Raw genomic sequence first — 25007 nt, 5'->3', positions numbered from 1 at the left:
GCGCGCCTGGGTGCACGTGCCGGTGGCGCGGCAGGCTGCTGCTCGACCGCGGGAGGGTGCAGGGACGACGTCATGGTGATCTGGTCAGTCCGTGTCAGTCAGCGCGGACGATGTCGGCGACGTAGAAGCTCTCCGTCACCTGGTCGACCGGGAAGCCGCTGATCTCCGAGCGGGCCACGCGGATCTGCGGGTCGAGGTACAGCCACGCCGTGGCCGCCTCCTCGCCGATGGTCTGGTTGACCTGCGTGAGCAGCTCGACCTGCTCCTCCTCGGACGTCGCCGCGTCGGCGTCAGCCACCCACTGCTGGACGTCCGCGTTGTCGTAGCCCCAGTAGAAGTCCGGGTTCGCGTACCAGACGACGTCGCGCGGGTTCACGTGACCCATGATCGTCGTCTCGAAGTCGTGGTCCGTGTAGATCTTCTGGTACCAGGTCGCGTCGTCGATCGGGTTGAGCGTCAGCGTGACACCCACGTCCGCGAGGTCCGTCTGGATGAGCTGCGCGATCGTGTCGGACGGCTCGCCCGCCACGTAGTCGACCGTGATCTCGAGGTCGGACACGCCGGCCTCGTCGAGGAGCGCCTCGGCGGCTGCGGGGTCGTAGGCGTGCTCGTCGGCCAGGTTCTCGATGAACCACGGGTCCGTCGGGGGGACCATCGAGCCGATGACCTGGCCGTAGCCATCCCACACGGTGTCGAGGATGCGCTCGCGGTCGAGAGCCTTGTAGAGCGCCTGGCGGACGCGGACGTCGTCGAAGGGAGCCTCGCGGTCGTTGAAGGCCCACAGCTGCTTGGTGGTCGAGGTGCCCTCGGTGATGGTGAAGTCGTCGTTGCCCTCGAACTGGAGGAGCTGGTCCGGGGAGTCCTCGGCGATGACGAGGTCGAGGTCACCGGTGAGCAGCGCGTTGTTGAGCGCGGTGGTGTCCTTGAAGAACCGGAAGGTCACGCCCTCGTTCTTGGGCTGCTCGCCCCAGTAGTCGGCGTTGCGCTCGATGGTGAGGTGGTCGCCCTGCGTCCACTCGACGAACCGGTACGGCCCCGTGCCGTTGTCGCTGGTGAGCTCCGTGTCGCCGTCCTTGACGACGGTGACCGACGCGAGGTTGAACAGCAGCGACTGGCTGCGGCGCGAGAGCGTGAGCTCCACGGTCTCCTCGTCGGGCTGGGCGATGTCGGTGATGACGAGGAGGTCGTTCTTGCGAGCGCTCTTGGAGTCGGGGCCGATGGCCTCCGAGATGCTCCACGCGACGTCGGCCGCGGTGAACGGCGTGCCGTCGTGGAAGGTGACGCCCTGCTGCAGGTGGAAGGTGTAGGTGAGGCCGTCCTCGGACACGTCCCAGGACTCGGCGAGCGTGGGGACCACGGTGCCGTCCACGTCGACCGAGGTGAGGCCCTCGTAGACGTTGCGCGTCATGGTCTGCGAGATGCCGGAGCTGCCGCCGACGTTGCGGACCAGGCCGGTGGGCTCGTTGGTCGAGCCGATGACGATCTCGTCGGAGAACCCGGTCGCCGAGGTGCTGCCGGAGCCCGCCTCGGTGTCCGAGGCGTCTGCGGAGCACGCGGTGAGGACGAGGGAGGCGGTGATCAGGGCCGCTGCGGCCTTGGCCGCGGTGGGGATTCGCACAGGTGGTCCGTTCTGCCCGGACGGTCGGTGGACCGCTCGGGCGAGGATGGCACGCTCCCGGCGTCGACCGGGACGTGAGGGGTGAGGGGGTGCGCGGGTGCTCCTCGGCAGCCCCGGGCGTCCGGGGTGCGGGAGCGGAGGTGCGACGACCGGGTCCGTCGGGTCGACGGGCCGGGGTGCGGAGGGGCTCGAGGGGTCGAGCGGCCTGGTCGAGGTCAGCGAGTCCCGCGCGGTGCGCGGGTGGTGACGGCGATCAGGGAGCGGTCGGGGACCGTCTCACGTGTCTGGCCCCTGCCCTGGGCCGTGCTGCGAGTCTGGTGGCGAACCGCTCAGCGGCTACAGCGACAACAGCAGCCGGCGCCGGAGAGGCGGGGCTGTGCAAGGGGGCTGACGTGCTGGAGCACGGTCGTGTCGCGGCGCATGATGGGATGACTGTCGCACTGGCGTGCCGCGATGTGAGCAGGCGTCTTGCGATGCGGACGCGGGCGTCTCGCGGCCCCCGTGGCTCGCTCGAGGCGGTGAGCGCCGACGGAGGGGCGGGTCTAGCGTGAGCGCGTGAAGACCCCGAGCTCGCCCACCCGCCCTCGCGCACCAGGAGCCACCGTGACCGCCACCGAGCCCGGCACCGACCGCGACCTCGACGCCGACCTCGACGCCGACGCCCACTACGACCTCATCGTCCTGGGCGCGGGCTCCGGCAACTCGCTGCCGGGCCCGGAGCTCGACGGCTGGTCCGTCGCGATCGTCGAGGAGGGCCGCTTCGGCGGGACCTGCCTCAACGTCGGCTGCATCCCCTCCAAGATGTTCGTCTACACGGCCGACGTGGCCCGGGCCACCGAGCACGCGGGACGGCTGGGCCTGGACGCCGCGGTGCACGGTGTGGACTGGCCCGGGATCGTCTCGCGGGTGTTCGACCAGCGCATCGACCCGTTCGCAGCCGGCGGCGAGGCCTACCGGCGCGGTCCGCAGACCCCGAACATCGACGTCTACGACCAGCACGCCGTGTTCGTCGGTGAACGCACCCTGCGCACCGGCCAGGGCACCCACCAGAAGATCATCTCCGCAGACCAGGTGGTCGTCGCGGCGGGCTCGCGCCCGGTGGTCCCCCAGGTGATCGCCGACTCCGGGGTGCACTTCCACACGAACGAGGACATCATGCGGCTGCCCACGCTGCCGAGGTCCCTCGTGATCCTCGGGGGCGGCTACATCGCGATGGAGCTCGGGCACGTCTTCGAGGCCCTCGGCACCGCGGTGACGATCGTCGCCCGCTCGTCCCTGCTGCGCACGCTCGACGCGGACCTGCACGAACCCTTCAACCGGATGGCCGCCGAACGGTTCACCGTCCTCGCCGGGCGCGGCGTCGTCGGCGCCGACCAGGACGCCGACGGGGTCACGCTGCGGCTCGACGACGGCTCAGCCGTGACCGCCGAGGCGCTGCTGGTCGCCACCGGCCGCACGCCCAACGCCGACCTCCTGGACCTCGCCGCCGCCGGCATCGCGACGACCGACGACGGGCGCGTCGACGTCGACCCGAACGGCCGCTCGACCTCCGCGCCGGGGGTGTGGGCCCTGGGCGACGTCTCGTCGCCGTTCATGCTCAAGCACGTCGCCAACGCCGAGATGCGCGCGGTGCGCCACAACCTGCTCCACCCCGAGGACCTGCGCCGCATGCCCCACGAGAACGTCCCCTCGGCGGTGTTCACCGACCCGCAGGTCGCCACCGTCGGCATGACCGAGCAGCAGGCCCGGGACGCCGGGCACGACGTCGCCACGTCGCTGCAGCGGTACGGGGACGTCGCCTACGGCTGGGCCATGGAGGACACGACCGGGTTGGTGAAGCTCGTCGCAGACCGCACCACCGGGCGGCTGCTGGGAGCCCACTACATGGGTCCGCAGGCCTCCACCCTCATCCAGCAGATGATCACCGTGATGGCCTTCGACCTCGACGTGCGCGAGGTCGCCGACCGGCAGTACTGGATCCACCCCGCGCTGCCCGAGGTCACCGAGAACGCGCTGCTCGGCCTCGACCTCACCTGACCGCCTCGGCACCGGGCGCCGCCGATCCTGCCGCATCCGGCTCGACGGGGCGCGGTCCCCGGGCCGGTCCCGCGCCCCGTCGTCGTCGGTGCGCGGCCGTCGTCAGTACGTGAAGGCAGCCACCGACCGGCGGAGGTCTGCGGCCATGTGCGCCAGCTCCGCGACCGCCGCCGTCGTCTGCGACAGCGCCTGAGTCGTGGACACCGCCGCGTCCGAGACACCCGTGATGTTCGCGGCGATCTCCCCCGCCCCGGTGGCCGCGTCGCCCACGTTCCGGCTCATCTCCGTGGTCGTGGCCGTCTGCTCCTCGACCGCCGAGGCGATCGTCAGCTGGTAGTCGTTGATCGAGGCGATCACGCCGGAGATGTGCTCGATCGCACCCACCGCGCCTGCGGTGTCCGACTGGATGGTCTCCACCAGCCGGCCGATCGACTCCGTGGCCCGCGCCGTCTCCTGCGCCAGCTCCTTCACCTCGGAGGCGACCACCGCGAAGCCCTTGCCCGCCTCGCCGGCGCGAGCGGCCTCGATGGTCGCGTTGAGCGCCAGCAGGTTCGTCTGCTCGGCGATCGTCGTGATCACCCGCACCACCTCGCCGATCTGCTGCGACGACGTCCCCAGCGCCGCGACGGACCCGGTCGCCGACCCGGCCGCGGTCACGGCCTCGCCGGCCACGCGCGCCGCGTCTCCGGCCGACTGCGAGATCTCCCGGATCGAGGCGCCCATCTCCTCGGCACCCGCCGCCACCGTCTGGATGTTCCCGGACACCTGGACCGCCGCTGCGGACACGACACCCGCCTGCACCGAGGTCTCCTCGGCCCCGGCCGCCATCTGCTGCGAGCTGGCGGACAGCTCTTCCGACGCCGCCGCGACCGCGTCCGCCGACCGCACGACGGTGCCCATCACCTCGGCGAGCCGTCCGGTCGCGACGTCGAGCGCAGCGCCCATGCGCCCCATCTCGTCCCGCGACGTCAGCCCCGACGACCTGGTGAGGTCACCGTCGGCGAGGTGCTCGGCGACCTCCTGCACGGCCGCCGCGTCGCGGGAGATGCGGCGTGCGACGAACCACCCGAGGGCGAGCGCGAGGACCGCGCCGAGCACCAGCACGACGACCGACACCGTCCGCTGCTGGGCGTAGTGGGTCTCGGAGTCCTCGACCGCCGTGGCGGCGAGGGCGCGCTCCGTCTCGACGAGGGACGAGATCTGCTCGTTCATGGCGGTGGTGAGCGGTCGCGACTGCTCGTCGTTGGCCTCCATCCACCCACGGACGTCGTCCGCGAGCGCGAGCGGTGCCATGACCTCGCGCTGCACCTGCAGGTACTGGTCGACGGTGTCGTTGAGGTCCGCGAGGGTCTGCTCGCGTGCCGCGTCGAGCGGGGTGTTGGCGTAGAGGTGCTCGGCGGCGTCGAACGTGGCCTGGGCGTCGTCGAGCTCGGCGAGCCTGTCGCGGACGCCCGCCTCGTCGAGGGCGAGGATGGCGTCGCGCGACCGCAGGCGCATGTCGTTCATGGCGAGGTCCATGTCGCCGGCGTAGACGACGCCGAGGACGTTCTCCTCGTAGAGGTTCTCGGTCGTGGCGGCCGACGACGCGAGGGCCTGGAGGCCGAGGATCCCGACGGCGAGGGCGACGGTGGTCGCGGTGGTCACGGCGCCGAGGACCTTGGTGCGGACGCTGAGGTCGTGGATCCTGCGGGTGGGTGGTCTGCGGTGGGTGTCGCTCATGGTGTGCTCCGATATCTTCAGGGGGAGGAACCGGGGCTCATCGACACCGCCAGGAGGTAGTTGAGCGTTGGACGGTGTGAGTCTCAGCCGTCGGCCCACACCCGGGCCACGACCGGGAACCTTCCTGCACAGCCGCCCGTTATCTTGCTACCTCCGATCTTCATACCCCCGACTGAGAGTGATGATGGACGCAGACAGTAGACATCCCCTTGTGCCGAACGTTGACACGAGGGGATGTGAGTGCCCGTGTGGATTGTGACCCTCCTGATCGGACTCGTGGTGATCGTCGTGATCACCGCGGCGACCGGATACTTCGTCGCCCAAGAGTTCGCCTACATGGCCGTCGACCGCTCCCGGTTGAACGCCCGCGCCGCAGCAGGTGACGCCGGCGCCAAGCGCGCCCTCGCCGTCACCCGGCGGACCTCCTTCATGCTGTCCGGTGCCCAGCTGGGCATCACCGTGACCACCCTGCTCGTCGGCTACGTGGCCGAGCCGCTCGTCGGCCAGGCGCTCGGCGACGCCCTCGGTGGCGTCGGTGTGCCCACCGGCGTCGGCATCGCGGTCGGCACCGTCATCGCGCTGGTCTTCTCGACCTTCGTGCAGATGCTCTTCGGCGAGCTGTTCCCCAAGAACCTCGCCATCGCCCGGCCCGAACCGGTCGCACTGTGGCTCGCGACGTCCACGACCGTCTACCTCAAGGCCTTCGGCTGGCTCATCCGGGTGTTCGACCAGGCGTCGAACCTGCTGCTGCGCGCCCTGAAGATCGAGCCGGTGCACGACGTCGAGCACTCCGCGACCGCTCGAGACCTCGAGCACATCGTGGCCGACTCCCGCGTCAGCGGAGACCTGCCCGCGGAGCTCTCCGTGCTGCTCGACCGCATCCTCGACTTCCCCGAGCAGGACGCCGAGCACGCGATGATCCCGCGCGCCCGCGTCGACGTCCTCCACGAGGACGACACCCTCACGCACGTCCGCGAGACCATGGCCAGCGGCCACTCCCGCTACCCCGTGCTGGCGCTCGACGAGCAGGTCCTCGGGGTCGTGCACCTCGACGACGTGCTCCGGACGACGAGGGGCGGCGAGACCCCGGTCACGGAGCTCATGCGCCCTGCCGTCATGGTCCCCACGACCATGGCGCTCCCCGACGCCCTCAACCACCTCACGTCGACGCACAACCAGCTGGCCTGCGTCATCGACGAGTACGGCGGCTTCGCCGGCGTGCTCACCGCCGAGGACCTCGCGGAGGAGCTGGTCGGCGAGATCACCGACGAGCACGACCCCGCCACCCCGACGATCGCCCCGCGCGACGACGACGGCCGGTGGGTCATGGCCGGTGACGTGCACATCGACGAGGTCGAGCGCGCCGTCGACCACGACCTCCCGCGCGGTGACTACGAGACGATCGCCGGGCTCGTCATCGCCGAGCACGGGTCGCTGCCGGACGTCGGCACGACGGTGCTGGTCCAGCTGCCGCTGGACCGCTCCGACCTCGCCGACGCCGGCGAGCCGGAGCCCGTCTGGCTGTCGGCCGAGGTGCTCGACGTGGACCGGCACGTGCCGTCCCTCGTCCGGGTCCTCGTCCCTGCCGAGCCACCCGAGCCCGCCCCGGAGCCTGAGCTCGAGGGCGCCGCGCACCGGCAGCCGGTCGCCGACCGCGCCGAACCCAGCACCGACGGAGAGGACGCCCGATGAGCAACCCCTGGATCGTCGTCGCCGTCACGGCGCTGCTCATCGTCCTCAGCGCGTTCTTCGTCGCCGTCGAGTTCGCGCTGCTCGCGGCGAAGCGGCACCGCCTCGAGGACGCCGCCCCGACGAGCCGGGCGGCGCGCGCCGCGCTGCGCAGCTCGACCGAGCTGACCGTGCTGCTCGCCGGCTCGCAGCTCGGCATCACCGCCTGCACCCTGGCGCTCGGCGCCATCACCAAGCCCGCCGTGCACTACGCGATCACCCCGGTGATCGAGGGGTGGGGTGCGCCGCTGTGGGTCGCTGACGTCGCAGGCTTCGTGCTCGCGCTCGTCATCGTCACGTTCCTGCACCTCGTCGTGGGCGAGATGGCGCCGAAGTCGTGGGCCATCGCGCACCCTGAGCGGTCCGCGACGCTGCTCGCCATCCCGATGCGCGGGTTCATGTGGTTCACCCGGCCGCTCCTGGTCGCCCTCAACCGCATGGCGAACTGGTGCCTGGTCAAGGTGGGCGTCGAGCCCGCCGACCAGGTGAGCAACGGTCAGAACCCGGACGACCTGCGTCAGCTGGTCGAGCACTCGGCGAGTGTCGGGTCGCTCGAGGCCGCGTACGTCTCGCAGCTGTCGGGCGCCCTGGACCTCCAGGCGCTGACGGTCCGCGACCTCCTCACCGAGGGCACGCACCCGACGACGGTCCCCGTGGGGGCGACCGTCTCCGACGTGCAGGACGCGACCCGTTCGTCGGGTCACCTGCGCATCCTCGTCGGGGCGCCCGAGTCCATCTCGGGGTTCGTGCACGTCCGTGACACCCTCGGCCGGGCCGACGACCAGCCGGTCGGCGACCTCGTCCGCACGGTGCCGTCCTTCGCGCCGGACACCCCCGTGTACAGCGCTCTCGCGACGATGCGCGAGACCCGCAACCATCTTGCCGTCGTCACCGACGAGGAGACCGTGCTCGGGGTCATCACCCTGTCCGACGTGCTGTCGCGCCTGTTCCCCCGGGCACCCGAGAGCCCGACCCTGGCCCGCGCGTAACGTCCACCCGTCGACGGCCCGTCCCCGAGAGGGGGCGGGCCGTCTGCGTGTCCCGGGGTCCGGCACGGCGCCGGTCCGCCGACGTCAGCCGAGGATCGCGCGGGTGACGGCGGCCTGCTCGGTGAGGACCCCGCCGATCGTCGTCTGTGTCTCGTTGATGCGCTCGACCGACGACCCGATGCTCACCAGGGACCCGACCACGTCGTCCACGAGCTGCTGGATCGCGGAGATGCGCCCCTCGACGTCGCTGGTCGCGCGGGCGGTCTCGACCGCGAGGTCCTTCACCTCGTTGGCGACGACCGCGAAGCCGCGCCCTGCCTCGCCGGCTCGGGCCGCCTCGATGGCGGCGTTGAGGGCCAGCAGGTTCGTCTGCGCGGCGATGCGCCCGATGGTGCTCACGACGCTGCCGATCTGCTCCGAGGACTCACCCAGCCGCGTCACCTCGACGTTCGCGCGCTCGGTGAGGACGAGGCTCTCCGTCGCGACCGCCGACGCGGACAGGACGTTGCGCTCGACCTCCTCGATGGAGACGACGAGCTCGTTGCCCGCGTCGGTCAGCCGCGACGCGGCCTCGACGCGCTCGAGCGCCTGCCCCACGAGGAAGGCGGTGTTGCGCAGCGCCTCCTGACGCCCCCGCGAGAGCACGAGGGTCGACGTCGAGAAGAAGTCCATCGTCCCGACGACCCTCCCCCGCACCAGGATCGGCAGGCAGACCCCGGACTTCACCCCGGCGCGCTGCGCGGCCGGTGCACGGACGCAGTCCGTGACCTCGGCGAGGTCGCTGACGAACACGAGGTCGCGGGTCCGCCACGCGCGCCCGGCGACGCCGACGCCCTCGGCGAAGGAGGCGGACCGGGTCACCGCGCGGAACTCCTCGTTGACCGAACCGGACTCGCGTCCGAACCGCAGGACCTGCGCGGCCTCGTCGACCTGCCACACCGAGCCGTAGTCCCAGCCGAAGTCGGCGCGGATCGAGTCGAGGGCGCCGTCGAGCGCCTCCGAACGGGTCTGGGCGACCGAGACGTGGCGCAGCACCGAGCTCACCGCGTCGACGTCCTGCTTGTCGAGCGCCTGACGCTCGGCGACCACGACCCGCTCGAGCGCCTGCGAGACGAGGACGCCGATGCTGCGGAGGGTCTCGACCCGCTGCGGGGAGAGGTCGAGGACCTCGGTCGCGAAGAAGTCCATGGTCCCGGCGACCTGGCCGTCCTCGGACAACGGGAAGCAGATGCCGCTGCGCACGCCGACGCGCTGGGCCGCGGGTGCGCGGACGCAGTCGCGGAGCTCGCCGAGGTCCTCCACGACCACGAGGTCGCGGGACTTCCAGGCCCGCCCGGACAGACCGACGCCCTCGCGGAACGACGCCGTCGCCGTCACCGCACGGAACTCCTCGCCGACGGTGCCCGACTCCTGGGCGAACTCGAGCTCGGGGCGGTCGTCGGCGATCCGCCAGTAGGAGCCGTAGGCCCAGCCGAACTGCTCTCGGACGACGTCGAGGACGCGCTGGACGGCGTCCTGCTTCTCGCGGCTGCGCGCGAGCGCGTCGACGACCGCCGTCACCGCGGCGGTGTTCTGGCGTGCCTCGGCCAGCTCGTGGGCGGCGTCCCTCTCGGTGGTGCTGCGTCGTAGCGTGAACATGGTGGTGCTCCTCTGGCGCCCTGCGGCGCTGCCTCGGTCGTACTCCGGTTGAAGTGACCCCCTCCACCGTCCTCATCGGCACACCGGGCCAGTAGTTGAAGCGTTGACGACTGTGAGGAACGAGATGGCCGTACCAGTTGCGAGCCGCAGGATCTGGGGGAACATCGACCTCCGCGCACCTGTGTCACGTGGACAGAACGTGAAGATCAGCACACGTCGCAATTCGCCCAGGCTCACGCCCTCGATCCCGACCTCCGCGTACCGTGGGAGAGTGACTGTCCAGCCCGAGACGACCGCGTCGTCCCCCCACCAGCCCTCCACGGCCACGAGCCGTCCGGAGCCGGCGGTCCCCGACGCGCCCACCGCCCCGACCGCCGCAGCCACCGACGCCCCCGTCGCTGCGCCGACTCCCGCACCGACCCCGGGCCCCTCGGCGCCCCTGGCGTCCGCGCGCGGGACGCTGCACCACCTCGAGATCTGGGTCCCCGACCTCGAGGAGGCGCGCGCCTCGTGGGGCTGGCTGCTCACCGAGCTCGGCTACTCCCCGTTCCAGTCCTGGGACACCGGCTTCAGCACGCGGCTCGGCGGCACCTACCTCGTGTTCGAGCAGTCGAGCGCGCTCTCCTCGTCCGAGCACGACAGGCTCCGTCCCGGCCTCAACCACCTCGCCCTGCACTCCGGCTCGCAGGCGCGGGTCGACCGCCTCTACGCCGCAGCGCAGCAGAACGGGTGGACCCCGCTCTTCGCCGACCGCTACCCGTGGGCAGGCGGCAAGCCGTCGGACGGACGCCCCGGCCACTATGCGGCCTTCCTGCAGAATGCGGCCGGCTTCGAGGTCGAGCTCGTGGCCGCGCCGGCGGACGTCGTGCTCCGCCCGCTCCTCTCAGCCGACCTCGACGTGTTCTTCCGCATGGAGCAGGACCGCGAGGCCAACCGCATCGCGGCCTTCACCGTCAAGGACCCCACGGACCGCGGGCGCTTCGACGCCCGGTGGACCGTGCTGCGCGAGGACCCTCAGGTCACGGCACGCACCATCCTCGTGGGCGGCCGCGTGGCGGGGAGCATCAGCACCTACGTCGAGGACGGCGAGCACGAGCTCACCTACTGGATCGGCCGCGAGTTCTGGGGCCGCGGCATCGCGACCAAGGCGCTGCGCGCGATCCTCGCCGAGGTCCCCGACCGCCCGATGCACGCCCGCACCGCCAAGGACAACATCGGGTCGCTCACCGTGCTGAGGCGCTGCGGCTTCGAGGTCGTCAGCGAGGACTCCGGCTTCGCCAACGGGCGCGGCGAGGTCGTCGAGGAGTTCATCCTCGCGCTCACCGACTGACCCTGTCTCCTCCACGGCCGACCTCAGCGGGCTCGGGGCGTCCGTCGCGTGCAGGTTGCGTCTTTCGATGGAGGTCTGCCGATCGGTCCTCCTGGGCCTAGAGGCGTGACCCGCCGGTTCCTAGTGTCGATCGTGCCCTCGGACCACGGGGGCTCGACCGACCAGGGAGGCCTCCATGTCCCGCACCGACACCTCGACCCCGGCACCTCCGGGCGCCACGCCCACGTCCGGCGGGAAGGCCGGAGACCTCGTCCGGCGGCACCCGCTCGTCGCGTTCTTCACGCTCGCGCTCGGCCTCAGCTGGCTCGCCTGGCTCCCGTGGATCCTCTCCGACAACGGTGTCGGGCTCCTGCCGTTCTCGTTCCCCGAGGTCCTGGGCAGCACGCAGATCACCGGGATGCTCTTCGGCGCGTACCTCGGGCCGCTCGGCGCGGCGTTCGTCGTCACGGCGCTCACCGGCGGACGGGCCGGGCTGCGCGTCTGGGTCGGCCGGCTGCTGCGGTGGCGTGTGCCCGGCCGGTGGTACGCGGTCGCGCTGCTCGCCGTCCCGACGGCGGTCCTCGCTCTCGGCGCCGTCGCCGCGGGAGGCGACGTGCGCGGTCCGACACTGAGCGCCGTGGCGCTGTACGTCCCGATGCTCGCATTCCAGATGCTCACGACCGGCCTCGCCGAAGAGCCCGGGTGGCGCGACTTCGCGCTCCCCCCGCTCCAGGACCGGTTCGGTCCCCTCGGCGCGGCCGCGATCCTCGGTCCGCTGTGGGGCGTCTGGCACCTGCCGCTGTTCTTCACCGAGTGGGGGTCGTGGCCCGAGGTGACGGTGCTGGACGCCGTCGTGTTCGTCGCCTTCAGCGCCATGTTCAACGTGGTGGTCATGTGGCTGTTCAACCGGTCCGGGCAGAGCCTCCCGGTGGTCATGCTGTTCCACGTGAGCGTGAACTCGACCGTCTCGGTCTTCTGGGCGGAGATGTTCCCGACGGTCGACGGCGCCGTCCACGTGCTGCTCGTCGGTGCGACGATCGCCGCCGCGGCGACCGTCGCCCTCACCCGCGGACGGTTGGGGCTCCCCCGCTCCACCCCGCTCCTCGGAGCCCGGGCACCGCGCGCCGGCGCTGTCACCGGGTGACGCGCAGACCCCGGTCGGCTCGGTCGCACAGGCGCTCCCCGCAGCGCCGGGAGACCTGACGGGCCCGTCGGTCAGGTCGCTGCCGCGACCGCTCGCCCGTCGACCCGCAGGGCCGCCGCGGCCCAGTGCTCGACGCCGAGACTGCCCGCCCCGGCCCCGGGCGTGTACCGGCGCAGCTCGACGCCGCGGGCACCGACCTCGCGGAGCGCTGCGAGGTCACCGCTCAGCACACCGGCGGCGCGCGCCTGGACGAGCACGTTGCCGAGGGCCGCGCCCTCGACGGGGCCCGCCACCACGGGAAGCCCGGTGGCGTCGGCGGTGAGCTGGCACAGGAGCTCGTTGCGCACTCCCCCGCCGACCATGTGCACGACCTCGACCTCGCGGCCGGAGAGCTCGCTCGCCTGCTGCACGGCGCGGCGGTAGGCGACGGCGAGGGAGTCGAGGATGCAGCGGACCGTCTCGGCCTGCGACTGCGGCGGCGTCTGGCCGCTGCGCTCGGCGGCAGCCGCGATCCGCGCGGGCATGTCGCCAGGTGCCAGGAACTCGGGGGCGTCCACGTCGATCACCGTGGTGAGCGCCGGGACGCGAGCCGCCTCGGCGAGCAGGTCCGGGAGGTCGGCGGGCAGTCCCGCGGCGTTCCAGGTGCGCAGGGACTCCTGCAGCAGCCACAGCCCCATGACGTTGCGCAGGTACCGGACGGTCCCGTCGACACCGAGCTCGTTGGTGAAGTTGGCCTCGCGGCTCGCCGCGCTGAGCACCGGCTCGTCGAGCTCGAGCCCGACGAGCGACCACGTGCCGCAGGAGACGTACGCGAAGCGGTCGGTCTCGGCGGGCACGGCCACCACGGCGGAGGCCGTGTCGTGCGAGCCGACGGCGACCACCGGGACCCCGGAGGGCGCACCGACGGCCCGGGCGACGGCGTCCGACAGCGGCCCGACGACCGTGCCGGGCTCGACCAGCCCGGGCAGCAGACCGTCCGCGCCGAGCAGCTCGGGCAGGGAGGGGAACGCCTCGCGGAGCCGGGCGACGAGCGGCACGGACCACTGCCGCGACCCGACGTCCAGCAGCCCCGTGGTCGACGCGTTGGTCACCTCGGCGACCTGCCTCCCGGTGAGCCACGCCGTGAGGAGGTCCGGGATGAGCAGCAACCTGCGCGCGGCGCCGGCCTGCGCGGTCCCGGCGGAGGCGACCAGCTGGAACTCGGTGTTGAAGGGCTGCGTCTGGAGGCCGTTGACCGCGTAGTGCTCGTCGGCGCCGACCGCCGCGTAGACAGTGCCCGGGACGCCGTCGGTGCGGGAGTCCCGGTAGTGGACCGGGTTGCCGAGCAGCGCGCCGTCGGCGTCGAGCAGCCCGTAGTCGACAGCCCACGAGTCGATGCCGATCCCCGCCAGGACGTCACCGCGCGCCTGCGTCTCGCGAACGGCGGCGCGCAGCCCGTCGAGGATCCCCTGGTGCAGCCGCAGCACGTCCCAGTGCAGGGTCCCGTCGACCTCGACCGGGCCGTTGGGGAACCGCGTGACCTCGTGCAGCTCGACACGGGTCCCGCCGCCGTCGGGCGCGTCCCCGGGGAGCACGCGCCCGACGATCACGCGCCCGCTCGAGGCCCCGAGGTCGACCGCGACGAAGGCTGCTGCCCCCGTCATCGCAGGAACGCCGCCGCGACGCCCGAGTCGACGGGCACGTGCAGGCCGGTGGTCTGGCTGAGGTCCGGCCCGGTGAGGGCGTAGACCGCTGCGGCCACGTGCTCGGGGAGCACCTCGCGCTTGAGGAGGGTCCGCTGCGCGTAGTACGCACCGAGGTCCTCCTCGGCGACGCCGTAGACCGCAGCACGCTTGGCGCCCCAGCCGCCGGCGAAGATGCCCGAGCCGCGCACCACGCCGTCGGGGTTGACCCCGTTGACCCGCACGCCGTGCTCGCCGAGCTCGGCCGCGAGCAGCCGCACCTGGTGCGCCTGGTCGGCCTTGGTGGCCGAGTAGGCGATGTTGTTCGGCCCGGCGAAGAGCGAGTTCTTCGACGCGATGTAGACGATGTCGCCGCCCATCTTCTGGGCGATCATCGCGCGTGCCGCCTCGCGGGCGACGAGGAACGACCCCTTGGCCATGACGTCGTGCTGGAGGTCCCAGTCCTTGGCCGTGGTGTCGAGCAGCGGCTTGGAGATCGACAGGCCGGCGTTGTTGACCACGAGGTCGACCCCGCCGAAGGCCAGGGCGGCCTCGTCGACGAGTGCGGCGACGTCGTCCTCGCTCGTCACGTCGGCGCGGACCGCGACGGCCACGTCGGGCCCGCCGAGCTGGTCGGCGACCTCCTGCGCGCCCTCGAGGTTGAGGTCCGCGATGACGACGCACGCCCCCTCGGCGGCGAGGCGCTCGGCGATGGCCCGGCCGATGCCGGAGCCGGCTCCGGTGACGAGCGCGACGCGGGTGGCGAGCGGCTTGGGCGCGGGCATGCGCTGGAGCTTGGCCTCCTCGAGCGCCCAGTACTCGATGCGGAACTTCTCGGCCTCGTCGATCGGTGCGTAGGTGCTGATCGCCTCGGCGCCGCGCATCACGTTGATGGCGTTGACGTAGAACTCGCCCGCGACGCGCGCGGTCTGCTTGTTCTTGCCGAAGGAGAACATGCCGACGCCCGGGACCAGGACGATCGCCGGGTCTGCGCCGCGGATCGCCGGGGAGTCCGGGGTCGCGTTCCGGTCGTAGTAGCCCTGGTAGTCGTCCCGGTAGGAGGCGTGCAGCTCCACGAGCCGCGCCGAGATCTCCTCGACGGACGCGGAGGCCGGCAGGTCGACGACGAGCGGCTTGACCTTGGTCCGGAGGAAGTGGTCGGGGCAGCTGGTCCCGAGCGCCGCGAGCTCGGCGAGATGCTCGCGCGAGAGCAGGTCGAGGACCACGTCGGAGTCCGTGACGTGCCCGACCTGCGGTGCGTCGGTCGACGCGAGCCCGCGGATCACCGGGGCCAGCCTCGCGGCCTTGGTGCGGCGCTCGGCCGGGTCGAGGGCCTCGTACCCGGGGACGACCGCACCGAAGGGGTGCTTCCCCTCGGCGGCGAGCCGCTCGGTGCGCTCGGCGATGAAGGCCTCGGCCGTCGCGACGATCTCGAGGCTGCGCGCCTCGGCCTCGTCGCTCGTCTCGCCCCAGGCGGTGATGCCGTGCCCGCCGAGGACGCAGCCGATGGCCTGCGGGTTGGCGTCCTTGACGGCCGCGATGTCGAGGCCGAGCTGGAACCCGGGGCGGCGCCACGGGACCCACACCACGCGGTCGCCGAAGCACTCGGCCGTGAGGGCCTCGCCGTCGGCGGCGGTCGCCAGGGCGATGCCGGAGTCGGGGTGCAGGTGGTCGACGTGCGGGGCGTCCACGAGACCGTGCATCGCGGTGTCGATCGACGGTGCCGCGCCGCCCTTGCCGTGCAGGCAGTAGTCGAAGGCCGCGACCATCTCGTCCTCGCGCTCCACGCCGGGGTACACCCCGGTGAGCGCGCGCAGGCGGTCGAGGCGCAGCACCGCGAGGTTCTTCTCGGTGAGCGTGCCGAGGTCGCCGCCGGATCCCTTGACCCAGAGCAGCTCGACCGGCTCGCCCGTGACCGGGTCCGTCTCGGTGCCCTTGGCGGAGGTGTTGCCGCCGGCGTAGTTGGTGGTCCGCGGGTCGGCGCCCAGGCGGTTGGATCGCGCGACGAGGTCGGCCGCTGGCGTGGTGGTGCTCGAGGTGGTCGTCATGTCAGGCTCCCCATCCGGCCTGCGTGCCGCCGACACGCTCGGCGACGATCTTCTCGGCGTAGCCCGACGCGGCGTAGGCGGCGAGCGGGTCCGGGTGCAGGCCCTGCTCCTCGCGGAGACCGGCGAGCAGCGGACGGACGTCGGTGTTGTAGGCGTCCATGAGCGCGCCGTTCGCGCCGAGCACGTCACCGGACTGCTGCGCGGTGTCGAGGGCGGCGGCGTCGACGAGGAGCGCCTTGGCGGTGGCCTCCTGGACGTTCATCACCGAGCGGATCTGCGCGGGGATCTTGGGCTCGATGTTGTGGCACTGGTCGAGCATGAAGTTGACGCCCGAGTCGGGCGCGAGCGCACCCGCCTGGACGATCTCGTGCATGATCCGGAACAGCTGGAACGGGTCGGCGGCACCGACCATGAGGTCGTCGTCGGCGTAGAAGCGCGAGTTGAAGTCGAAGGCGCCGAGGCGTCCCTGGCGCAGCAGCTGGGCGACGATGAACTCGATGTTGGTGCCCGGGGCGTGGTGCCCGGTGTCGAGGACGACGACGGCCTGCGGGCCGAGGGCGAGGCAGTGCAGCAGCGCGGTGCCCCAGTCGGGGATGTCGGTGGCGTAGAAGGACGGCTCGAAGAACTTGTACTCCACGACCAGCCGGTGCTGGGGGTCGAGGGCCGCGTAGATCTCCGCGAGACCGTCGGCGAGGCGGTCCTGACGGGCGCGGAGGTTGTCCTGGCCCGGGTAGTTGAGGCCGTCGGGCAGCCAGAGCTTGAGGTCGGTCGAGCCGGTGGCGCGCATGACGTCGATGCACTGGAGGTGGTGCTCGACGGCCTTCTTGCGGACGACGGGGTCGGGGTGCGTGAGCGACCCGAGCATGTAGGCGTCGTCCTGGAAGAGGTTCGAGTTGATGGCACCGATCTCGACGCCGAGGTCCTTCGCGTGCGCGGAGAGCTTCTCGTAGTCGTCGGTGAGGTCCCACGGGATGTGCAGGGAGACGCGCGGCGCCGTCGCCGTGTATCGATTCACCTGTGCAGCGTCCGCGATCTTCTCGAAGGGGTCACGTGGGACACCCTCCTGCGCGAACACCTTGAACCGGGTCCCGGAGTTGCCGAAGGCCCAGGAGGGCAGCTCTATGGTCTGCGCGAGCAGCGCGGTGCGCGCGTCGGCGCTCAGTTCAGCGTGTGACATCTGGCTCTCCACCTCGTTGTGAATCGTTTCAAGAGAACTGTACGGACGTCCCGCCTCGCCCGTCAACACCGGGAGGACGACGGCGAGCGGCACCCCGACCCGCCACCAGGGCCCTCAGCGCGTCGGGAGACCGGCGTCCGCGAGCTGCGCCTCGAGGTGGAACACCTGGTCGAGGCGCACCATGCCCTCGTCGGGGGCGGTCTCGTCAGACACGAAGAACTGCCCCATCTCGGCCTGCCAGCGGGCGTTCACCGCGGTCCGCCCCATCGCCGCCTGGACCTGCTCGTAGTCGTCGACGTCGACGAACCCCACAAGGAGACCCTCGGGCGACAGGAACAGGTGGTAGTCGCGCCACCCGCAGTCGCGCAGGGCCTCGAGCATCTCGGGCCACACGGCGGCATGATGCGCGCGGTACTCGTCGAGCCGGGCGGGGTCGACCTGGGACACGAAGCACACTCTGGCCACGACGGACCTCCTCGTCCTCGGTAGCGATGCGCTACATTCTTGTGAATCGGTTCACTGCGATGCCGAGGACGCTACGTCCCACGTTCTCGGCGGGTCAAGCGCCGTAGGATCCAAGGGCACCGGGGCCCGACGACGCGCCCCGACGCCCACCCATCGAAAGGCCAGACACGGTGACCACGCCCACTGCGCGCAAGCGGAGCTCCATCAGCGACGTCGCGCGAGCCGCCGGCGTCTCGGTCGGGACCGTCTCGAACGTCCTCAACCGGCCCGACCGCGTCTCCCCCACGACCCGCGAGCGCGTCGAGGCCGCCATCGGCGAGCTGCACTTCGTGCCCAACGGCTCGGCCCGTCAGCTGCGTGCGGGGACCATCACGACGGTCGGCGCGATCGTCCTGGACATCGGCAACCCGTTCTTCACCGAGGTGGCCCGCGGCATCGAGGACCGCCTCGCCGAGGACGACTTCACGCTCATGCTGGCGAGCTCGGACGAGGACCCGGACCGTGAGGCCCGCTACCTCAAGCTGTTCGAGGAGCACGGCGTGCACGGGGTCCTCGTCGTCCCCTCGACGGACGACATCGAGCCGCTGCTCGAGCTGCGCGCCCGAGGAGTCAACGTGGTGCTGCTCGACGCGACCTCCCCCGTCCCCGACATCTCGTCCGCCGCGGTCAACGACGTCGTCGGCGGGCAGCTCGCCGGGAACCACCTCGTCGCGGAGGGACACACGCACATCGCCTTCGTCAACGGCGCGCACAGCATCCGGCAGTGCGGCGACCGCCACGCCGGCCTGCTCCGCGCGCTCGACGCCGCCGGCCTCGACCCGGCGACGCACCTCACCGAGATCACCGCCTCCGCCCTCAACGCCGACGGCGGCGAGGCCGCGATGCGCCACCTGCTCGCCACGACCACGGCCGGCGTCGACCGGCCGACCGCCGTGTTCTGCGTCAACGACCTCGTGGCGCTCGGAGTCCAGCGCACGCTGCGCGCCGAGGGCATCGCGATGCCCGGCGAGATGGCCGTGGTCGGGTACGACGACGTGAACTTCGCCGGCGAGCTCGCCACCCCGCTCACCTCGGTCCGCCAGCCCACCCACCAGCTCGGGTACCGGGCCGCCGACCTGCTGCTGTCCCAGCACACGCAGGGCGACCGGTTCCGGCACGAGCAGGTGCAGTTCCAGCCCGAGCTGATCGTCCGCGCGTCGAGCCACGCCGGCTGACACCTGACCACCTCACACCACCACGCACTACCTGACGGAGCGAACGACGATGTCTGACTCTGCACTCCCCGCCTCGGCGACCCCTGCGCACGGAGGCCCGCCCGGCACCACGACGACGGCGGAGCGCGCCGCGTGGGAGCCGATCGGGCACGACCGCCCGGTCCGCGCCGCGATCATCGGCACCGGCGCCGTGGCCCACCTCCACGCGCAGGCCCTCGCCCTCGACCCGCTGGCCGAGCTCGTCGCGTGCTCCAACCGCAACGCCGAGCGGCGCGAGGCCTTCGCGGACCGGTACGCGGTCCCGGGGCGCTACGAGACCCTCGAGGAGCTGCTCGCGGCCGAGACCGTCGACGTCGTGCACCTGTGCACCCCGCCGGACCTGCACCGCGAGCAGACGCTCCAGGCGGTCGCGGCCGGCGTGCACGTGGTGTGCGAGAAGCCCCCGGCACTGTCCCTCGCCGAGCTCGACGACATGCAGGAGGCCTGCGACGAGGCCGGCCTGGCCTTCGCCATCATCTTCCAGCAGCGCACCGGCACCGGGGCGGCGCACGTCCGGGACCTCCTGCGGTCAGGCGCGCTCGGCCGGCCGCTCATCGCCCAGTGCGAGACGCTCTGGTACCGCGGGACCGACTACTACGCCGTCGACTGGCGCGGCCGCTGGGACACCGAGGGCGGAGGGACGACGCTCGGGCACGGGATCCACCAGATGGACCTGCTCGCGCACCTGCTCGGGGACTGGCAGGAGATCAGCGCCCAGACGTGGCGCCTCGACCGCGAGACCGACATGGAGGACGCGTCGACCGCGACCATCCTGTTCCGCAACGGCGTCGTCGCGACCGCGGTGTCCTCGACGCTATGCCCGCGCGAGACCAGCCACGTGCGGGTCGACTGCGAGCGCGCGACCATCGAGGTCGAGCACCTCTACGGGCACGCGACCGAGAACTGGCGGATCACCCCGGCGCCGGTCGTGCCGGCAGAGGAGGCGGCCGGGTGGGCGTTCCCCGAGGAGGACGAGCCCAGCGGGCACATCCCCCTGATCCGCGAGACCTTCCGCGCGCTGCGCGAGGGGACCGTGCTGCCCGACGTCGCGTCGTCGGCCCGTCGTCCCCTCGAGATCGTCACGGCGATCTACGCCTCCGCCGACGCCGGCGGACGACGCATCACCGCCGCCGAGCTCCGCGAGACCGGCGTGCTGTCCCGCGGCCTCGAGAGCACCGTGCGCGACCCGCGCGCCGAGCTGGGGCTGACCGTCGCGGCCGGCTGACGGGCAGGCGAGAGGGGCTGGGAGGTGGTTCGGGGGTCCCGCGCGACCGTGTACCGGGCGGTCCGACGGGTGCGGTTCCCGGCCGAGACCGGTGACCGTCAGCCCTGAGCGCGCGCCACGTCGTCCTGCGGCTCGACGTCCCCCTCGAGAGCACCCTCGACGTCGGCCTTGCCGGCGAGGGGGATGTGCGGGAGGAACAGGGCGACGACGCTCCCGGCGAGGAACATCGGGACGAGGAAGGCGAAGAGCGGGATGAGGGCGTCGGTGTAGGCGTCGACCACCCCGGACTGGACCGCGTCGGGCAGGGACCGGACGATCGCAGGGGTCAGGCTCGTGGCACCGGGCAGGTCGAGGCCCTCGGTCCCGCTGAGCACGTCGGCCAGACCTGAGGTGAGGCGCGAGGCGAACACCGTGCCGAGGATCGCGGTCCCGAGGGTCACGCCGATCTCGCGGAAGAAGTTGTTCGACGACGTCGCGGTCCCGATCTCGCGCGGCGGCACCGCGTTCTGCACGGTGAGCACGAGCAGCTGGAAGAACAGCCCGATGCCCAGGCCCATGAGGGCGAGGATCCCGCACACCGACCACAGCCCGGTCTGGTCGCTGACGCGCGAGAGCAGCAGCATCGCGGCAGCGGCGATCACGGTCCCGACGACCGGGTACACCCGGTAGCGTCCCGTCTTGCTCACCATCGCGCCGGAGAACAGCGACCCGGCGAGCATGCCGACGGTCATCGGGATGAGCAGCAGGCCGGACTCGGTCGCGTTGACGCCGTAGGCCATCTGCAGGAAGGTCGGCATGTAGGCCAGAGCCCCGAACATGCCCGCCCCGACGAAGAGGCCGAGGGTGGTCGCGACCACGAAGGTCCGGTTGCGGAACAGCGCCAGCGGGATGATCGGCTCCGCGGCGCGGTGCTCGACGACGAGGAACGCCGCGGTCGCGAGGACACCGACCGCGCCGAGCCCGAGGATGGTCGGCGACGACCACGCGTACTCGGTCCCGCCCCAGGTGCACACGAGCACGATGCCGGTGACCGCGACGGCCATGGTGGCGATGCCGAGGTAGTCGATGCGCGCGGTCGACGTGCGCCTGGGCAGGTGGATCATGGTGGCGGCCACGGCGAAGGCCGCGACGCCGAGCGGCAGGTTGACCCAGAAGATCCAGCGCCAGTCGACGGAGTCGGTGAGCCAGCCGCCGAGCAGCGGGCCGGCGACGGACGCGACGCCGAACACCGCACCCATGGGCGCCATGTACTTGGCGCGCTCCCGGGCGGGCACGAGGTCGGCGAGGATCGCCTGCGAGGTGATCATGAGGCCCGCACCACCGAGGCCCTGGAGGGCGCGGAAGCCGATGAGCTGGACCATGTCCTGCGCGACGCCGCAGAGCGCCGATCCGAGCAGGAACACCGCGATCGCGAAGAGGAAGAGCTTCTTGCGCCCGACGAGGTCGCCGACCTTGCCGTAGACCGGCATGGCGATGGTCATGGCGAGCACGTAGGCCGTCACGACCCAGGCCATGTGGTTGACGCCGTCGAGCTCGCCGACGACGGTCGGCAGGGCGGTGCCGACGATGGTCTGGTCGAGGGCGGCGAGGAACATGACGAGCAGCAGGCTCGCGTAGATCCAGCCGATGCGGGGTGCGGCCTCGGCGCGCGGCGCCTCGGTCACGGGGGTCTTCTCGGTGCTCACTGGGGCTCTCTCGGTCTGGAGATGGTGGGTCCGTGGCGCTGCACGACGACAGGCACGCACGTCACAGGGTAGGGCCGACCGCTGACGAGCGGGCTCCGCCGGGAGGCGGTGGCGACGACCGGCTCAGGACGGCGGAGCGACCTCGTCGACCTGTGCTCGGCGTCCGACGAGCCGGTTGAGGCGCTCGGACATGAGCAGGCCCAGAGCCGCCAGCACGGCGAGGAACAGCGGGAACGTCCACATCCCGACCCCGGTCGAGACCAGGCCGAACGCCGGCGGTGCCAGGGTGGAACCGGTGTACGCGGCGGCCATCTGGATGCCGATGATCGCCTGCGAGCTGCGTCGGCCGAAGTTCACCGGGGTGGAGTGGATGATCGCCGGGTAGATCGGTGCGCACCCCAGCCCGACGGCCACGAGACCGACGAGCGCCGGCGCGTCGGTCTCCAGAGGGAGCGCGAGCATCACGACACCGAGGCCGACCGTCACGAAGCCCCCGCGGATCAGGTGCCGGTCGCCGACCCGGTCGGCGAAGAACCCGGCCAAGAACCGTCCACCGGTGATGCCGATCAAGAACAGCGAGGCGAAGGCTGCCGCCGTGGCCGGGTCGACTCCCCGGTCGGTGACCAGATACGTCGCCGCCCACAGGATCGCCGTGCTCTCGAGCGCGCAGTAGGCGAAGAAGGCGACCAGGACCAGCACCACCCCGGGGATGCGCAGCGCCTCGGCGAGCGGCACGTGGGTGCTGCCTCGGCCCGACGGCTCGAGTCCGGTCGCCTGCTCGTCACCGCCGGCGACGTCGTGCCCGGGCGGGGCCGACCGGGCGGCCTTCCCCCACACCGGCAGGCTCACGATCAGCACGAACGTGAGCACGACCTGGGTGAGACCGACGATCCGGTAGGCGCTCGACCACCCCTGGCCGGAGGTCAGGGCGTAGCTCATGATGAACGGGCTGATCGACGCCCCCAGCCCCCAGAAGCTGTGCAGCCAGTTCATGTGCCGGGCCGCGTAGTGCAGGGCCACGTAGTTGTTGAGGGCCGCGTCGACCGCGCCGGCTCCCAGCCCGTAGGGGACAGCCCACAAGCACAGCACCCAGAACGAGCCGGAGACGGAGAAGCCGACGAGGGCGGCGGCGGTGAGCCCCACGCTGACGGCCGTGACGACGCCGGTGCCGAGGCGGCGGGTGACCCGCTCCGAGGCGAGGCTGGACACGATCGTGCCGCTGGCGATGATCATGGTCACGATGCCGGCATAGGCCACCGGGACGCCGAGGTCCTGGTGCATGACCGGCCACCCGGCCCCGACGAGGGAGTCCGGGAGGCCGAGGCTGATGAAGGCGATGTAGATGATCGCCAGGAGGAGCGAGTACACGGCGGGGTGGGCTGCCTTTCACAGGAGCGACGAGCGGTGGGCGCGAGGTGGACCACCGACATGCGTACGAACGTACAGGCGACGGCGACGCGGGGCCACCGTCGTGCGCCCGACCGGTTCCGTCGGCACATCCTCGCAGGTCACGATCACTTACTGAACGTTCGTTAGACAATTTCCAGACCGAGCGCTACCGTCGTGCCTGATTGAGCATCACCACCTTCAAAGGAGAAGCGGATGTCCTCGGCACCCATCGGTCACCGACTCAGCACACCTCTCAGCCGACGCGGCTTCCTCAGCCTCACCGGTCTCGCGGCGATGACCGTGACCCTCGCCTCGTGCTCCGGCGGCGGAGGTGGCGGAGGACGCCCGAACCCCCGCGAGGCCAAGGCCCTCGCCCTCCCCACCTACGTCGCGCCGCGCGAGGTCCCCGGCGGCATCGTCAGCGCGGTCGAGGGCATGCCGACCATCTACACCCAGCCCATCCAGGAGTACTACGACTCCGTGACCGCAGCGCCGCTCTCGGGCGGGAAGGTCACGACCTTCCAGGTCCTGTGGGGCGCACCGCCCCAGTCCGCCCCCGCCAACGAGTACTGGGCCGGGCTGAACGAGCGCCTCGGCGGGACCTTCGAGCCCACCCTGGTCGCCTTCGACACCTACAACGAGAAGATGGCCACGACCATCGCCTCGGGCAACGTCCCCGACCTCCTGTTCGTCCAGGACACCAACGCCGTCGCCGCCAAGGCGATCAACGACGGCGTGTTCGCCGACCTCTCCGAGGCGCTCGCCGGCGACGAGGTCCTGCGCTGGCCCAACCTCGCCAACGTCGGGTCGAACGCCTGGAAGGCCTCGGCCAAGAACGGGCACCTGTTCGGCATCCCGAACGAAGACCCGTACCTCACCAACTTCCCCGCGATCCGCTGGGACCTCATGGCCGCGGCCGGCTTCGACGAGATGCCGGCCGACGCCGAGGGCTTCCTCGAGATGATGACCGCCGTGGCCGACCTCAGGTCGGTGAACGGCAAGCAGCACTGGGGCATCGGCGCCTTCGACGGCAAGCTCCAGGCCGTCGTCGAGTGGATGTTCCGGGCCGGGACCACGTGGCAGCTCGACGACTCGGGCAAGCTCGTCAACGTCATCGAGACCGACGCCTACGCCGACGTCCTCGAGTACCACACCAGGCTCTGGAAGGCCGGGGTCTACCACCCTGACGCCCTGGCGCTCGCGACGCAGGGCAACAAGGCCGCCGAGATGTTCACCAACGGCCAGCTCGCCCTCACCGTCGACTCCTTCAACGGGTACTTCGGCGCCAACATCCTGCGCGACACCGTCGACATCACCGAGGGGGCCGACCCGCGCATGTTCGTCCCGCCGGCCTTCGACGGCGGCGAGATCGTCGTGCAGCGCAACGACGGCTACTGGGGCATGGTCTCGATCTCGGCGAGGGCCGCCGAGGACCCGGAGCGCCTCGCGGAGCTGCTCGACGTCATCAACTACTGGCGCGCGCCCGACGGCAGCACCGAGGCCCTGTTCATCCACACCGGCGCCGAGGGCTACAACTACGAGCTCGGCGAGGGCAATGCGATCGTCGACCTCGGCGACGAGACCGCCAACAACGACCGCGCCGCGCTCCAGTGGCTCGGTGCGTTCAAGTCGCCGTCCTTCGTCGTGGCACCCGCCTCGCTCGAGTTCGTCGAGAACTTCCAGCAGTCCCTCGAGCCGCTGGTCGCGGCGACCGTGCCCAGCCCCGTCGTCGGCCTCTACAACGAGCCCAACGTGAGCGAGGGCGCCAAGCTCTCCGCGGTCGACACCGACTACCGCAACGGCATCGTGTCCGGGCGCATGTCGCTCGACCAGCTCGACGAGTACCGCGACGCCTGGCGCAAGGCCGGCGGCGACCAGGTCCGCGAGGCGTACGAGACCGCCCTCGCCGAGCAGGCCTGACC

Annotated in this window: 17 protein-coding genes; 8 read left to right on the top strand and 9 right to left on the bottom strand. The window is 71.8% G+C overall.

The genetic code is table 11. The features are described 5' to 3' along the window. Positions 1 to 94: 94 nt before the first annotated feature. Positions 95 to 1618, bottom strand: a complete 1524-nt coding sequence (locus SKED_RS02890) for an ABC transporter substrate-binding protein (protein ID WP_012865621.1) — start codon at positions 1616 to 1618, stop codon at positions 95 to 97. A 603-nt stretch (positions 1619 to 2221) separates the two neighbouring features. On the opposite strand from SKED_RS02890, the gene mtr reads away from it, so the two are divergent. Continuing rightward, positions 2222 to 3655 (top strand): mycothione reductase, encoded by a 1434-nt coding sequence (gene mtr, locus SKED_RS02885; protein ID WP_012865619.1) that lies wholly within the window; start codon positions 2222 to 2224, stop codon positions 3653 to 3655. Between the two features lie 102 nt (positions 3656 to 3757). Here the strand turns inward: mtr and SKED_RS02880 are convergent, their stop codons facing one another. Further along, positions 3758 to 5374: a methyl-accepting chemotaxis protein gene (locus tag SKED_RS02880; protein WP_012865618.1), complete on the bottom strand. Its 1617-nt coding sequence runs from the start codon at positions 5372 to 5374 to the stop codon at positions 3758 to 3760. Positions 5375 to 5620: 246 nt separating this feature from the next. Here SKED_RS02880 and SKED_RS02875 point away from each other — a divergent pair, with 246 nt between their 5' ends. Continuing rightward, positions 5621 to 7066, top strand: a complete 1446-nt coding sequence (locus tag SKED_RS02875) for a hemolysin family protein (RefSeq protein WP_042438477.1) — start codon at positions 5621 to 5623, stop codon at positions 7064 to 7066. Then, the gene (locus SKED_RS02870) at positions 7063 to 8091 is read left to right on the top strand and encodes a hemolysin family protein (protein WP_012865616.1); all 1029 of its coding nucleotides are present in this window, start codon (positions 7063 to 7065) and stop codon (positions 8089 to 8091) included. The genes SKED_RS02875 and SKED_RS02870 overlap by 4 nt, the downstream gene beginning before the upstream one ends. Before the next feature lie 84 nt (positions 8092 to 8175). Here the strand turns inward: SKED_RS02870 and SKED_RS02865 are convergent, their stop codons facing one another. Next, on the bottom strand, positions 8176 to 9729 hold the full coding sequence (locus tag SKED_RS02865) for a GAF domain-containing protein (protein WP_012865615.1): 1554 nt from the start codon (positions 9727 to 9729) through the stop codon (positions 8176 to 8178). Positions 9730 to 10000: 271 nt separating this feature from the next. Between SKED_RS02865 and SKED_RS20905 the strand changes: the two genes are divergently transcribed. Continuing rightward, the gene (locus SKED_RS20905) at positions 10001 to 11059 is read left to right on the top strand and encodes a GNAT family N-acetyltransferase (RefSeq protein WP_012865614.1); all 1059 of its coding nucleotides are present in this window, start codon (positions 10001 to 10003) and stop codon (positions 11057 to 11059) included. Between the two features lie 175 nt (positions 11060 to 11234). Then, positions 11235 to 12182, top strand: coding sequence for a CPBP family intramembrane glutamic endopeptidase (locus tag SKED_RS02850; RefSeq protein ID WP_012865613.1), 948 nt, complete (start codon positions 11235 to 11237; stop codon positions 12180 to 12182). Positions 12183 to 12253: 71 nt separating this feature from the next. On the opposite strand, the gene SKED_RS02845 is transcribed toward SKED_RS02850, so the two are convergent. From SKED_RS02845 to SKED_RS02830, 4 genes are all read right to left on the bottom strand, one after another. Beyond that, complete coding sequence (locus SKED_RS02845; protein ID WP_012865612.1) at positions 12254 to 13825, bottom strand: rhamnulokinase; 1572 nt, start codon at positions 13823 to 13825, stop codon at positions 12254 to 12256. Further along, positions 13822 to 15891: a bifunctional rhamnulose-1-phosphate aldolase/short-chain dehydrogenase gene (locus SKED_RS02840; RefSeq protein ID WP_012865611.1), complete on the bottom strand. Its 2070-nt coding sequence runs from the start codon at positions 15889 to 15891 to the stop codon at positions 13822 to 13824. Before SKED_RS02840 ends, SKED_RS02845 begins: the two co-directional genes overlap by 4 nt. Before the next feature lies 1 nt (position 15892). Further along, positions 15893 to 17068, bottom strand: a complete 1176-nt coding sequence (gene rhaI, locus SKED_RS02835) for an L-rhamnose isomerase (protein WP_012865610.1) — start codon at positions 17066 to 17068, stop codon at positions 15893 to 15895. 114 nt (positions 17069 to 17182) lie between these two features. Beyond that, on the bottom strand, positions 17183 to 17524 hold the full coding sequence (locus SKED_RS02830; protein ID WP_012865609.1) for an L-rhamnose mutarotase: 342 nt from the start codon (positions 17522 to 17524) through the stop codon (positions 17183 to 17185). A gap of 179 nt (positions 17525 to 17703) precedes the next feature. Here SKED_RS02830 and SKED_RS02825 point away from each other — a divergent pair, with 179 nt between their 5' ends. After that, positions 17704 to 18747, top strand: coding sequence for a LacI family DNA-binding transcriptional regulator (locus tag SKED_RS02825; protein ID WP_012865608.1), 1044 nt, complete (start codon positions 17704 to 17706; stop codon positions 18745 to 18747). 49 nt (positions 18748 to 18796) lie between these two features. After that, a complete protein-coding gene (locus SKED_RS02820; RefSeq protein WP_012865607.1) occupies positions 18797 to 20011 on the top strand; it encodes a Gfo/Idh/MocA family protein in 1215 nt (404 codons plus the stop codon). Between the two features lie 98 nt (positions 20012 to 20109). Here SKED_RS02820 and SKED_RS02815 read toward each other — a convergent pair whose 3' ends face one another. Further along, positions 20110 to 21696 carry an MDR family MFS transporter gene (locus SKED_RS02815; RefSeq protein ID WP_012865606.1) on the bottom strand — a complete coding sequence of 529 codons (1587 nt, stop codon included), beginning with the start codon at positions 21694 to 21696 and terminating at the stop codon, positions 20110 to 20112. A gap of 123 nt (positions 21697 to 21819) precedes the next feature. Continuing rightward, positions 21820 to 23064: an MFS transporter gene (locus SKED_RS02810; RefSeq protein ID WP_012865605.1), complete on the bottom strand. Its 1245-nt coding sequence runs from the start codon at positions 23062 to 23064 to the stop codon at positions 21820 to 21822. A 234-nt stretch (positions 23065 to 23298) separates the two neighbouring features. Here SKED_RS02810 and SKED_RS02805 point away from each other — a divergent pair, with 234 nt between their 5' ends. After that, on the top strand, positions 23299 to 25005 hold the full coding sequence (locus SKED_RS02805) for an extracellular solute-binding protein (protein ID WP_012865604.1): 1707 nt from the start codon (positions 23299 to 23301) through the stop codon (positions 25003 to 25005). The last annotated feature ends 2 nt before the right edge of the window (positions 25006 to 25007 follow it).

Origin of the sequence: Sanguibacter keddieii DSM 10542, assembly GCF_000024925.1 — a bacterium.
Lineage (GTDB): Bacteria > Actinomycetota > Actinomycetes > Actinomycetales > Cellulomonadaceae > Sanguibacter > Sanguibacter keddieii.
The sequence above is the reverse complement of the archived record's forward strand: the minus strand, read 5'-3'. Positions and strand labels throughout refer to the sequence as shown.